Origin of the sequence: Paenibacillus sp. FSL F4-0097, assembly GCF_038593125.1 — a bacterium.
In the GTDB taxonomy this organism is placed as follows: Bacteria; Bacillota; Bacilli; order Paenibacillales; family Paenibacillaceae; genus Paenibacillus_AQ; species Paenibacillus_AQ odorifer.
On sequence record NZ_CP151965.1, the window covers coordinates 2,944,565 to 2,956,797 of the forward strand.

The window sequence follows — 12,233 nt, forward strand, 5'->3', positions numbered from 1 at the left end:
AGGAGGTGGCCTACAATGAAACTTGGAGTATTTATGGTCTTGTTTGGAGGTCGTAAGCTGGAGGATGCTCTTGATTATGTAGTATCCAAAGGGCTAAAGGCGGTAGAAATCGGTACGGGAGGCAATCCTGGCAATAGCCACTGCGACCCTAAAATGCTGCTGGAGAATGAAACAGCCTTACAAGAATTCAAACATGCTGTGGAATCTCGCGGACTTACAATCAGTGCTTTGAGCTGCCACGGTAACCCATTGCACCCGCAAAAAGAACTTGCTCAAAAGGATCATGAGGATTTCGTAAACTCGGTCAAATTGGCGCAGAAGCTAGGGGTTCCGGTTGTGAATACCTTCTCTGGATGTCCTGGAGATCATGAGGGTGCTAAATATCCGAATTGGCCTGTAGCTCCATGGCCAAATGATTATCAAGAAATTCTGGACTGGCAATGGGAGAACAAGGTTATTCCTTATTGGAAAGAATGGGGTGCCTTTGCCGCTCAGCATGATGTAAAGGTAGGTCTTGAGCTGCATGGCGGATTCTCTGTACACACACCAGGTACTTTGCTGCGGCTGAGAGAAGCAGCAGGTGAAGTGATCGGTGCGAACCTTGATCCGAGTCACATGTGGTGGCAAGGAATTGATCCTGTGCAAGCGATTCATATTTTGGGACGCCAAGGTGCAATCCATCACTTCCATGCGAAGGATACCGTTATTGATCCTGTGAATGTCAACATGCACGGATTAACTGATATGCAGTCGTATACCAAGATGCTTGACCGTGCTTGGCAGTTCCGTTCTGTCGGTTTTGGACATGATCTTAAGACTTGGGCTGACATTATTAGTGCACTTCGTTTGGTTGGGTATGACTATGTGGTTAGTATCGAGCATGAAGATGGGCTGATGTCTATTGAAGAAGGTTTCTCTAAAGCTGTAAGTAATCTTCAACAAGTATTGATTGAGGAGCCACTGACAGAAATGTGGTGGGTTTAAACGAAATGGAGAGCTTCACGAAAGTTAAATTAAATGATGAACAGCTGGATATTTTGGTGAAAGCGGTTTTCGGTTCAGAAACTGTGATTAACCTAAGTTCAGAGCTTACGGGAGGCTTTTTTAATACAGCCTATGATTTGGAACTCAGCACTGGGAAATCTGTCATTCTAAAGGTTGCCCCTGCTGTAGAGACAGATACGTTAAGTTACGAGAAGAACATTATGCGAACTGAAGTGGAAGCTCTCCGAATGGTTGCAGATAAGGGTGTCGTGCCCGTGCCTGCCGTCTACCATTATGATGAAAGTCTGCTGCTCATTCCTATTCCGTATTTCTTTATGGAGAAGGTGGAGGGCCAGCCCTACAGTGATGTGAAGGAGAGTCTTTCACTTCCGGAGAGAGAGGCTATCGAAACTGAGCTGGGGCGTTACAATTGCATAATCAATGAGATACGCGGAGAACGTTTTGGCATTTTTGGAACGGATTCAGAGGAGCCAAGAGCCTCGTGGAGAGAGACCTTTTCATGCCTGATGGAAAGTGTACTTGCTGATGCCAAGAGGCTGAATGCACAGCTCCCTGCGTCCTATGAAGAGATTATGCAGGAGGTTTCCAAGTATCTCCCTGCATTAGATGCTGTAACCGAGCCACGACTGGTGCATTGGGATTTATGGAATGGGAATGTATTTGTGAAGGATGGAGTCATCGTATCGCTGATTGACTGGGAGAGAGCCCTGTGGGGCGATGTGCTGATGGAGTATTATTTTAGGCATTTTGAGAATTCTGCCAGTTTCTATAAGGGGTACGGAACAACCTACGACAGTCCAAACGAGATTCAGCGGAAGAAGCTTTATGATCTTTATCTTGATCTTATTCTTGCTATTGAATGTTATTCACGCAAATATGCAGACGAAGGTTATGTCCGTTGGACGCACGATAACTTGACTGAGGGTTGGAACCGTTTCAAAGGCAGCAGTGAATGAAGGTTATAGGTGTAAAAAATGACGTGCGAAAGCACGTCATTTTCCTGTATCTAATTAGATTGGAGGATTACCATGCAGCCGTTAAAAATACCGAGAGAACATAAGCTTCAGATTACAGCCAGTATTCAAGAATATTTTGATACAGAGCTGTCCAGTGAAATTGGGCAATTAGCCAGCGAGAACCTTCTCGATTTTATGCTCAAAGAACTTTCGCCTTATATTTACAATCAAGCGTTGGCAGATGCACGTAAAATGATTGAGCAAAAGATGATTTCTCTGGAAGAGGAAATGTATGCTCTCGAACAACCCTTATCCTCAGGCAGAAGATAATCTAAAAACACGATAATTTTTAGCGCAGATTTATAACAGTTACATCTGGATCAGTATCAGCTTCGTAATCTACACCTTCTGTCTCGAATCCAAATAGCTGGAAGAATTCCTGTTTATAGCTATGCAGATCCGTTAGGGCGTAGATATTGTCTGAAGTGAGCTGGTCCCAGATTTCGATAACTTCTTGCTGGACTGCCGGAGACAATTCCCAATCATCTATACGGATACGTTCTTCTTCATCCACAGGAGTTCCTTTTGCTGCATAAAGATGTTCAGCAAACAACCGATAGGTTTGCTCAATACAACCTTCATGAAGACCGTGCTCTTTCATAACTTTGTAAAGGGCGGAAATATAGAGGGGTACGACAGGGATCGCCGAGCTGGACTGTGTGACAAGACCTTTTGTGACCGCTACATAAGCTCTACCGTGAGTAACAGATAACGCTTCGTTAAGTGTTCTCGCCGTAGCTTCGAGATGGTCTTTAGCAAGTCCAATCGTTCCCTGGCGATATACGGCTTGAGTAAGCTCTGATCCGATATACGAATAGGCAATAGTGGTTGCGTGATCTGCTAATACTCCGGCTTGCTGGAGTGCTTCTATCCATAGCTGCCAATCATCACCGCCCATCACCCGTACGGTATCATGAACTTCCTTATCGGTCGCGGGTTCAATGGAGATTAGACTTACCTCACCGGTGTGAAAATTTACAGTTTTGTTGGTAAAGGTGTCGCCAATAGGTTTGAGAACAGAGTTATATACTTCACCTGTCTCCGGATCTGTACGGCGCCCAGAAGCAACACTGTAGATGACCAAATCGACTTGTCCTAATTCGCTGCGGATCAGCTGAATCGTTTTTTCTTTGGTCTCTTTGGAGTATGCATCTCCGGTAACGCTGTAGGATTGCAGGCCTGCAGACTCCGCAAGTTGTTCGAAGGCTGCAGAATTGTACCACCCAGCAGAGGCTGTACGGGTTCCATTGCTGCTGCTCGGCCGATATACGCCTACTGTGCTGGCTCCAGCCCCAAAGGCGGCTGTAATCCGTGAGGCGAGGCCGTAGCCTGTGGATGCGCCAATGACTAGCACCTTCTGTGGTCCTTTGATCTCGGGTTGTGCCTTAATATACTCAATTTGCCGCTCGACTTGACGAGCGCAGCCTTGCGGATGTGCGGTTGTACATATAAAGCCACGTGTTCTAGGTTTTATGATCATAATAATAGTTTCCTCTCTTTCATGAAAAGCAGCTAATGATACGTGTTATTTCTAATTTTAACAATTTTCATTCCAATGGAGAAGGATTGTTTATCTTTCTTGTATCCAATACAATGAATCCTGGGCTTTTAAAAGGTTGGATTTTTGCATTTTTACTTAACTCTGTATGGTGGTGAAGTCTTGGAAAGTCAGACTAAAACAAAATTGACGGTTGAGCAGCAGGACATCCTGGTGGGTGCTGCTTTTGGAAGCCATGTGAAAATCATTCAAAGTACGGAATTGACGGGAGGTTATTTCAACGCAGCTTATGACCTTCTATTGTCAGATGGCAGGGCTACGATTCTTAAGATATCGCCATCTGATGAGACAGACACGCTAAGTTACGAGCACGATATCATGGCTACAGAGGTTGCGGCAATGCAGCTAATGAAGTCTAAAGGAACGGTACCTGTGCCTGAGGTATACGCTTATGATAACAGCAGAAATTTAATATCGAGTGACTTTTTTTTCATGGAGAAAATAATCGGCCAGCCCTATAATGAAATTAAGGAAGAGCTTAGTCCGCAGCAAAGAAGTTGTATTGAGGAAGAATTAGGTCGTTATAGCCGGATTATTAATGAAATTCAAGGGGATCATTTTGGATTATTTAATGTATCCTCGAAGATAAAGGGGACTTCTTGGCGGGAAACCTTTCAAAATTTAATTGGCAACCTCCTTGATGATGCTCGGCGATTAGATGCAAAGATGCCCATTCCTTTAGAAACGATTGAGGCGGAGATCAACAGCCGTATACATGTGATGGATGTGGTGACTGAGCCACGTTTAGTTCACTGGGATCTATGGGATGGGAATGTGTTTGTACGAGAGGGAAGCATTGTTGCTTTAATCGATTGGGAACGGGCGTTATGGGGCGATCACCTTATGGAATATTATTTTCGCTATATTGAGAATTCTGAGTATTTCTGTAGAGGTTATGGGGACAGCTTTGATAGCCCTAATGAATGTGCACGCAAAAAGCTCTACGACTTATATATCGATTTAATTTATTTCATTGAGTGTTATTCGCGTAAATACGATAGCCAAGGCCATTTCCAGTGGGCACATGATAATCTGCTGGAAGGTTGGGACCGTTTCATGGGTTAGGACATTTTCAGCAAGATCACAACATAAGAAGGTAAGGAGGCTGAGTAGGAGAAGGGAGAGGATTCACATGTTTGAGTGGCTAAGTGTACATATAGATATCGTAAGTTTGCTGTGGCTGTTGCCGATCCTATTTATGTTTCATGATTTTGAAGAAATATTAACGATTGAAGCATGGGGTGCAAAGTATAGAACCAGGTTAGAGGCTGCAATTCCTTCGTTTATGCGCAAGACATATCATTCGATGTTACAAATGACTACACGTAATTTTGCAATGGACGTATTATTCGTGTATATTTTGATAGTGACGGTAACTTGTATTGCAGTTTTCTTTTCTAATTATTTATTGTACCTGGCAGTGCTTGCGGTATTTTTCTTACATGTATTTACTCATCTAGGACAGACGATATATTTAAAGGTATATGCACCAGGGGTAGTTACAGCAGTACTAGTAGTTCTTCCCTATTCTCTTTATGCGTATTATCGACTATTGAATGACAACTTGGTATCCCTTGGAGATATCGGATGGTCTCTACTGTTAGTTCTTTTGCTGCTTCCGCCAATATTGTGGTTGTTAGTGAAGAATAGAGCTCGCATTAAACAGAACTAGTACATAAGGCTGCTGCTGGCCATATCTTTTTCAGAAAAATCTTGACTAGAACCCTTAGAACTAGATAAAATAATACTTATTGCTTACAACTTGGTGAGAATCATTATCATAATTGACGAGGAAATGAGAGGGTGACAAGATGGAGCGCCTTTTAGAGGTAAAAGATCTAGCGATATCATTCAAAACACACGGTGGAGAAGTACAAGCGATCCGTGGTGTTAGCTTCCATGTAGATAAAGGTGAAACTCTAGCGATAGTTGGGGAATCCGGTTCCGGTAAAAGTGTAACTTCACAAGCGGTAATGAAGCTAGTTCCAACGCCGCCAGGAGAATATAAACGTGGACAAATTTTATTTGATGGACAAGATTTGATCGGTAAGACTGAAAAGCAAATGCAGAAGATTCGTGGTAAAGAGATCGGTATGATTTTTCAGGATCCGATGACTTCCTTGAACCCGATGATGAAGGTCGGCAGACAAATAACTGAAGTACTGCACAAACATGAGAAAATCTCCAAAGAAGCTGCAAATAAACGTGGGATTGAGCTGCTTACGCTAGTAGGTATTCCTTCACCAGAGCGCCGCTTCAATCAATATCCACATGAGTTCAGTGGCGGTATGCGTCAACGTGTCGTTATCGCAATGGCACTTGCAGCAAACCCAAAGCTTCTGATTGCGGATGAGCCAACTACAGCGCTCGACGTAACCATTCAGGCACAGATTCTTGACCTGATGAAGGAATTACAGAAGAAGATTGATACGGCGATTATTTTTATCACCCATGATCTTGGTGTTGTAGCAAGAATGGCGGATCGTGTAGCGGTAATGTATGCCGGACAAATTGTTGAAATGGGAACTGCAGAAGAGATCTTTTACGATCCAAGACATCCTTACACTTGGGGATTACTTGCATCCATGCCAAGTCTTGAGAGCAAAGGTTCTTTGCTTACCGCGATTCCTGGTACACCTCCAGATTTGATCAAACCGCCTAAGGGTGATGCCTTCGCACTTCGCAGCACCTATGCTATGCAAATCGATATGGAGAAAGAGCCTCCAATGTATAAGGTTTCGGATACCCATATGGTGAAATCTTGGCTAATGCATCCGATGGCTCCTAAGGTGGAACCACCAACAGTTGTTAAGAATAGACAACGTGTGCTTAAGAACGCTTATCCAGAGCCTGTTTTAGTGCAAGAAGGCGCTAAGTAAGCAACTTGTTTTAACTAAATAATAAGAGGAAACGTTAGGCCATTTAGTTGGCTTAGCGTTTTTTTTATTTTCTAAAATGTTCACTATTATTTAAATAAGTATGAATTAATACGAACTTAATTAAATAAAAGGGTTGACTATTTATCGTTTTCATCTCAAAATGAAAAGGCATACATAGGGGGTATAACGATGAAGAAGATAATTATTACTACTTTACTTAGTGTTTCATTATTAGCTGTAACCGCATGTAACAACGACACGGCTAACTCTGGTAACACAAACAGCGGACCTGAACCTGTTCAGCCTGTCTTCAAGAATGTTTCTGTACATGATCCATCCATTATTTTGGCTGATAATAAGTACTATGTGTTTGGCTCGCATTTGGCTTCTGCTAAATCCGACGACCTGATGTCCTGGACTCAATTGTCCTCTGGAGTTGTTGATGGAAACGTACTCATCCCGAATGTCAAAGAGGAATTAAATGAGGCCTTGACCTGGGGAAAGACGGACACTTTATGGGCACCGGATGTCATTCAATTGGCGGATGGAAAATATTATATGTATTACAACGCCTGTAAAGGTGATTCCCCATTATCAGCACTCGGTATAGCCGTGTCAGACCATATTGAAGGACCTTATAAGAACAAAGGGATCTTTCTGAAGTCCGGTATGGTGGGCGCAGGGGATGACGGAGAAACTTATGATGCCACACAAAAGCCGAATGTTGTAGATCCGGATGTGTTCTTTGATAAAGAAGGCAGATTGTGGATGGTGTATGGTTCTTATTCTGGTGGTATTTTTATTATGGAACTGGATACAAGCACAGGATTCCCACTGCCAGACCAAGGTTATGGCAAAAAGCTTCTAGGCGCAAATCATGCGCGGATAGAAGCTCCCTATATGCTGTACAGTCCTGAGACGGATTACTACTATCTGTTCTTATCCTACGGAGGTCTGGCTGCAGATGGCGGATATAACATCCGTGTAGCTCGCTCGAAGACACCTGATGGACCTTTTGAAGATTCTGAGGGCCAGGATATGATCCATTCACAGGGCACAGCTGGCGTATTGTTTGATGATCCTGCTTATGCTCCTTACGGAGTTAAACTCATGGGGAATTTCGAATTCCTGAATAATGACGATGAGCTCCCAGTAAGTGGGGAAGGATATGTATCACCAGGACATAACTCCGCATTTTACGATGAAGAGACTGGCAAGTATTATTTGATCTTCCATACACGGTTCCCGAATCGTGGTGAAAAGCATGAGGTTAGAGTACATCAAATGTTCATGAACGCTGATGGCTGGCCGGTGGTCGCACCACACCGTTATGGCGGCGAGAGCATTGATAAATATACGAAAGAGCAAATCGCAGGCGAATACAAATATGTGAATCATAATAAAGAAATTACGGCAGATATCGTGCAATCGGAGCTAATTCAATTGACGAAGAGTGGTAAAATCAAAGGCGCAGTAAAGGGCAAGTGGAAGCTTATCGACGATCATACTGCAGAGTTAACGATAGGTGGTTCTACTTATAAGGGTGTGTTCCTGAAAGAGTGGAATGAAGCTACAGCCAGTAATGTTATGACGTTCACCGCGGTTTCTAATGAAGGGATCTCTATCTGGGGAAGTCATGTATCACCTTCGGAATAAGATAGTTTAAAAGGATTAACAGCAGAAGGGGTTTCAACTAGTCATGTGTAATGGCTAAGTTGAAACCCCTTTTATAATGTAAGATTAGTCTACGAACTTTCGGATCACAATAACAGCATTATGGCCGCCGAAGCCAAATGAATTGGAGATGCCTATTTCGAGATTAGCTTTTCGTGCATTGTTAGGTACGTAATCCAAATCACAGATGGAATCAGGCATGTCCTGATTGATGGTAGGAGGAATGATCCCTTCTTGGATACTCTTAACTAACGCAATGGCTTCTAAGCCGCCAGCGGCCCCCAAAGCATGTCCAGTCATGGACTTATTAGCGGTTACGGGGATGTGGTACGCATGCTCGCCAAATAATTTTTTAATCGCTAGTGTTTCAGAGTGGTCTCCTACTACTGTACTTGTCGCGTGTGCGCTGATTACATCTACATTGTGAGGCTGGAGATTAGCTTCATTTAGCGCTAACTTCATAGCTTGATAGGCACCAATTCCTTCCGGATGAGTGGCAACCATATGATAAGCATCAGAGCTAGCACCATACCCGATCACTTCGCCGTGAATCTTGGCGTTTCTACGCTGAGCATGGGAGAGTGACTCTAGAATGACTATGCCGCCGCCTTCACCGATTACAAAGCCATCCCGTTCTCCATCGAAAGGACGACTCGCTTTCGTAGGCTCCTCATTTCGTGTAGATAAAGAGGTGGCATTCCCAAAGCTGGCCAGCGAGATGCCAGTAATAGCAGCTTCAGAACCCCCGGCTATAACGATGTCCGCACCGCCATAACGAATTAAACGGAAAGCCTCGCCAATCGCAGTATTGCCAATAGAACAAGCTGTTACTGGAGACATGGTCGGGCCGAGAGCTCCAAATTTAATGCTGATCATTGCCGCAGCCATATTGGAGATCATCATGGGAATTAAGGTAGGGCTAACTCGATCAGGACCACGATCCTTCAGGACCGTACCTTGATCCATCAAGGTCTGAATTCCTCCAACGCCAGATCCTACATAAACGCCAAGTCTCTCCTTGTCAATCTTATCAAGCTGGAGACCAGAATGTTTCCAAGCCTCTTCAGTAGCTGCGAGGGCAAACTGACTGAATCTGTCCATTCGGCGTGCCTCTTTACGGCCAAATCTGCCCTCGGCATCGAAATCACGTACTTCGCCAGCAATCCTCGTCTTAAAACCTGTTGTATCAAATGAAGTGATCGGGGATATACCCGACTCACCAGAAATTAGCCGATCCCAAAATTGCCCGATTGTATTCCCAAGTGGTGAGATTAAGCCCATGCCTGTAATCACTACGCGTTCCATAATGAACCTCCTCAGCTAGTGTATACTAGTATTTTTTCATTTTATTTATCCTATTACAAGTTATCGTTTATCCTAGTATAATTTGTACTATACTAAAGGAACAGGAATCCCAAAGTGGAGGTAGCCTATGGCTAATCAAACAAGATTACAAGCATTATCCGATTTTTTGAAAGCACGTCGTGCGGCCATTTCACCAAGCTCTGTAGGCTTGCCGGAAGGCACACGCAGAAGAACGCCAGGACTCCGCAGGGAAGAGGTTGCACAGCTTGCAGGGGTAAGCAGCACCTGGTATACGTGGCTTGAACAAGGCAGAGATATAAAAGTCTCGTCATCTGTTTTGGACTGTATTGCCACTGCACTTAGGCTGACTAAAGATGAGCGGAAGTATCTTTTTGCACTGGCTTTAGAAACTGGAACCGGCACCACACCCTATCCGCAAGATGAATCTTCTGTAATTAGTCCTTCGCTGCAGAAAATTTTACAGGAACTCAAATATTGTCCTACGATAATTTCTGATAGACGTTGCGGGATCGTCGGTTGGAATGATGCTGCCGCGCATGTTTTTCTTGATTTCTCAAAGCTGCCCATCGAAGAGCGGAATATGATCCGATTGTTATTTGTTCGTAAGGAGTTCAGACGCTTAGCGGTGAATTGGGAACAGTTCGTCAGCGGTTATCTTTCTATCTTCAGAGCGTATTACGGACAGTATGTAGAGGATTATTGGTATGATGAATTTATAGAGGAATTGAAAGAATTGCATCCGGCTTTTAATGAGATGTGGGAGCAAAGTCGGGTTAGTTCGGCCCCGGATGTGTTACTAGAATTCAGACATGCCAAGGCGGGGAAAATGTTATTTCATCTTACCTCTTTGCAGGTTCATGGCAGTGCCGATTTACGATGCAGCATCTATACTCCTGCGGGAGATTCGAATACTGAAACCAAGCTAAAGCAGCTTATGGAGCAGCATACAATAGAAGGATTAAGCTAGATTCACATAGAGAAGCATCCCTAGCTGAACTTTCAGCTAGAGATGCTTAATACTACACTATTAGAAATCTGATGTTGAAATTTCAATAGTTCCGAATGTGGTGCCAGCAGGAGTGCTTAAGAGTGCAGCTACCAAAAGGGCATGAACTGCAAGCGTAAGGCTATTGAACGCTGGAATCGTGTATGTGATAACTGGAGCATTCACACGAGTGATTACTAAATCTACTGAAAAGTTGGAGTTATTGTTCACAGTAACAGCAGCGTTAATACCACCTGCAAGGTTTTCATAATAAGATTTACCAATGACAGGGGCTAAATTGAAATATTGAATCGGTAATACGATGGCCATAGTAACGACCTCCTTTTCGTTTGATAGGATATTCTATGTTGAAAATCTATTAATGCTAGAGCGAATGCCATGGTGAATTAGCACTTTTTGATAGAAAAAACCGGGGATGTCCTATAGCCATTTAGAAAGTGGCTGGGACAACCCCGGTTTATTTTGGTACACTTAATTCGTTTTTTTTCGATAAATCAGATACAGTATCAATCCGAACAGCATGCCGACAAACGACATCGCGGAGATCGTTAAGTAAAGAGCTTTACCCCCAAAGGCATCATATAATGCCCCGCCAGCATAAGAAGCCAGGATACCTGATACACCGAAGAACAACAGTGCAAGTACGGTCTGGCCTGTAGCACGCCATTCCTCGGGTACAATACTGTACAGGTATTGAATAGCAGCCGAGTAGAACACAGGGAAGGTAAGAATTTGTAGAATCTGCAAATAGGCTAATAAGTGTGGATCAGTGATCCAAGCTGAAATAAAGAAACGAAGGAAATAGAAGCCTCCGGAAATCGATATGATGATCAGTTCTTTTCCTTTACGCAACCACCAGAAGCTTAATGCAAAGACAATGATTTCACTTATTGCCGCGAGGAAAAACGATTGGCCTACCAATTGAGGACTGCCACCAAGCTCACGAATATAAACTCCAATAAATGTATCGTTCATTCGTGCGGGTACAGAGCTAATAAATATGAGCACCAGAAACATCAATGTCTTTTTGTTGCCAAAAAAGTGCTTGAGACTATCCAGCGTGACCGGTTTACCTGTGACGGGGGCATCTGGCATGTTCCAGCTTACTATAAAGCTTATAAGGCAAATGGCAACAAACAGAAGAGCTATACCATGAGAGCCGAAAAAGCCGAGCACATAGCCAGTAATCAAAGCCATTACACCATAACCTAGCGCACCATATGTACGGATAGAACCATAGCTAATTCCAGCCGCCTCAGAGACTCGGAAATTCAAGCTTTCTGTCAGCGGATCAATGGGCATCAAGAAGAAATACAGCAGCATAGCAAAAAGAATGAGAACAGCATAACTGCTGGAATCGAACAAAAAGTATCCGGTCACCGCTGAGCATAACAGCAGAGCTAACAGCACTTTGCGGATGGTTTTTGTTTTATCACTAATCATCCCCCATAAAGGTTGAGCAATGATGGTAACAAAACCACCAGTTCCAATAATGAAGCCGATTTGTGATGGGCTTAGACCTTGTTCACTTAGATAGACTGGCAGAAAGGGAATAAACATGGCCAGCAGAGCAAAATACAAAAAGTTAAACCCTCGTAAAAGATTTGGTGCATTCATAAGTTTTTTTACCTCACGTGTTAGAAAATTTGTATAGAGTCAATTTTGCTATTGTATCATGGATAGTAAATGATTAGGATATAAATCTATTCGCGGAATTGCTCAAGATGACCCTAATCCTCTATAAATTTCTGGTCGTTATATGATAAACT

At 43.4% G+C, this 12,233-nt stretch carries 12 protein-coding genes; 8 read left to right on the forward strand and 4 right to left on the reverse strand.

Annotated features, from left to right (window positions below):
• Positions 1-15: 15 nt before the first annotated feature.
• From MHH86_RS13170 to MHH86_RS13180, 3 genes are all read left to right on the forward strand, one after another.
• On the forward strand, positions 16-984 hold the full coding sequence (locus tag MHH86_RS13170; RefSeq protein ID WP_076101695.1) for a sugar phosphate isomerase/epimerase: 969 nt from the start codon (positions 16-18) through the stop codon (positions 982-984).
• Positions 972-1,961 carry an aminoglycoside phosphotransferase family protein gene (locus MHH86_RS13175; protein WP_256715907.1) on the forward strand — a complete coding sequence of 330 codons (990 nt, stop codon included), beginning with the start codon at positions 972-974 and terminating at the stop codon, positions 1,959-1,961. Before MHH86_RS13170 ends, MHH86_RS13175 begins: the two co-directional genes overlap by 13 nt.
• A gap of 72 nt (positions 1,962-2,033) precedes the next feature.
• A complete protein-coding gene (locus MHH86_RS13180) occupies positions 2,034-2,291 on the forward strand; it encodes a DUF2164 domain-containing protein (RefSeq protein WP_036686326.1) in 258 nt (85 codons plus the stop codon).
• 19 nt (positions 2,292-2,310) lie between these two features.
• Here the strand turns inward: MHH86_RS13180 and fabV are convergent, their stop codons facing one another.
• Positions 2,311-3,501 (reverse strand): enoyl-ACP reductase FabV, encoded by a 1,191-nt coding sequence (gene fabV / locus MHH86_RS13185; RefSeq protein WP_342479749.1) that lies wholly within the window; start codon positions 3,499-3,501, stop codon positions 2,311-2,313.
• A gap of 180 nt (positions 3,502-3,681) precedes the next feature.
• On the opposite strand from fabV, the gene MHH86_RS13190 reads away from it, so the two are divergent.
• The 4 genes from MHH86_RS13190 to MHH86_RS13205 all read left to right on the forward strand — a co-directional run bounded on the left by MHH86_RS13190 (position 3,682) and on the right by MHH86_RS13205 (position 8,114).
• The gene (locus MHH86_RS13190) at positions 3,682-4,644 is read left to right on the forward strand and encodes an aminoglycoside phosphotransferase family protein (protein WP_052096993.1); all 963 of its coding nucleotides are present in this window, start codon (positions 3,682-3,684) and stop codon (positions 4,642-4,644) included.
• A gap of 67 nt (positions 4,645-4,711) precedes the next feature.
• Positions 4,712-5,251, forward strand: a complete 540-nt coding sequence (locus tag MHH86_RS13195; RefSeq protein ID WP_076179024.1) for an HXXEE domain-containing protein — start codon at positions 4,712-4,714, stop codon at positions 5,249-5,251.
• A 139-nt stretch (positions 5,252-5,390) separates the two neighbouring features.
• A complete protein-coding gene (locus MHH86_RS13200; protein WP_036686331.1) occupies positions 5,391-6,458 on the forward strand; it encodes an ABC transporter ATP-binding protein in 1,068 nt (355 codons plus the stop codon).
• Positions 6,459-6,647: 189 nt separating this feature from the next.
• Positions 6,648-8,114, forward strand: a complete 1,467-nt coding sequence (locus MHH86_RS13205; RefSeq protein WP_076179025.1) for a family 43 glycosylhydrolase — start codon at positions 6,648-6,650, stop codon at positions 8,112-8,114.
• An 84-nt stretch (positions 8,115-8,198) separates the two neighbouring features.
• On the opposite strand, the gene fabF is transcribed toward MHH86_RS13205, so the two are convergent.
• Complete coding sequence (gene fabF, locus MHH86_RS13210; RefSeq protein ID WP_076179026.1) at positions 8,199-9,437, reverse strand: beta-ketoacyl-ACP synthase II; 1,239 nt, start codon at positions 9,435-9,437, stop codon at positions 8,199-8,201.
• A 127-nt stretch (positions 9,438-9,564) separates the two neighbouring features.
• Between fabF and MHH86_RS13215 the strand changes: the two genes are divergently transcribed.
• The gene (locus tag MHH86_RS13215) at positions 9,565-10,425 is read left to right on the forward strand and encodes a helix-turn-helix transcriptional regulator (RefSeq protein ID WP_076141497.1); all 861 of its coding nucleotides are present in this window, start codon (positions 9,565-9,567) and stop codon (positions 10,423-10,425) included.
• Between the two features lie 60 nt (positions 10,426-10,485).
• Here MHH86_RS13215 and MHH86_RS13220 read toward each other — a convergent pair whose 3' ends face one another.
• Together MHH86_RS13220 and MHH86_RS13225 are read right to left on the reverse strand one after the other, a co-directional pair.
• Complete coding sequence (locus MHH86_RS13220; RefSeq protein WP_076179027.1) at positions 10,486-10,773, reverse strand: hypothetical protein; 288 nt, start codon at positions 10,771-10,773, stop codon at positions 10,486-10,488.
• Between the two features lie 162 nt (positions 10,774-10,935).
• Positions 10,936-12,081: an MFS transporter gene (locus tag MHH86_RS13225; protein ID WP_076179028.1), complete on the reverse strand. Its 1,146-nt coding sequence runs from the start codon at positions 12,079-12,081 to the stop codon at positions 10,936-10,938.
• Positions 12,082-12,233 lie beyond the last annotated feature (152 nt).

Excerpts from the sequence above, each read along its gene's own strand:
- fabV (WP_342479749.1), bottom strand. The coding sequence starts at position 3,501 with ATGATCATAAAACCTAGAACACGTGGCTTTATATGTACAACCGCACAT.
- MHH86_RS13225 (WP_076179028.1), bottom strand. The coding sequence starts at position 12,081 with ATGAATGCACCAAATCTTTTACGAGGGTTTAACTTTTTGTATTTTGCT.
- MHH86_RS13170 (WP_076101695.1), top strand. The coding sequence starts at position 16 with ATGAAACTTGGAGTATTTATGGTCTTGTTTGGAGGTCGTAAGCTGGAG.
- MHH86_RS13180 (WP_036686326.1), top strand. The coding sequence starts at position 2,034 with ATGCAGCCGTTAAAAATACCGAGAGAACATAAGCTTCAGATTACAGCC.
- fabF (WP_076179026.1), bottom strand. The coding sequence starts at position 9,437 with ATGGAACGCGTAGTGATTACAGGCATGGGCTTAATCTCACCACTTGGG.
- MHH86_RS13205 (WP_076179025.1), top strand. The coding sequence starts at position 6,648 with ATGAAGAAGATAATTATTACTACTTTACTTAGTGTTTCATTATTAGCT.
- MHH86_RS13220 (WP_076179027.1), bottom strand. The coding sequence starts at position 10,773 with ATGGCCATCGTATTACCGATTCAATATTTCAATTTAGCCCCTGTCATT.
- MHH86_RS13200 (WP_036686331.1), top strand. The coding sequence starts at position 5,391 with ATGGAGCGCCTTTTAGAGGTAAAAGATCTAGCGATATCATTCAAAACA.
- MHH86_RS13195 (WP_076179024.1), top strand. The coding sequence starts at position 4,712 with ATGTTTGAGTGGCTAAGTGTACATATAGATATCGTAAGTTTGCTGTGG.
- MHH86_RS13215 (WP_076141497.1), top strand. The coding sequence starts at position 9,565 with ATGGCTAATCAAACAAGATTACAAGCATTATCCGATTTTTTGAAAGCA.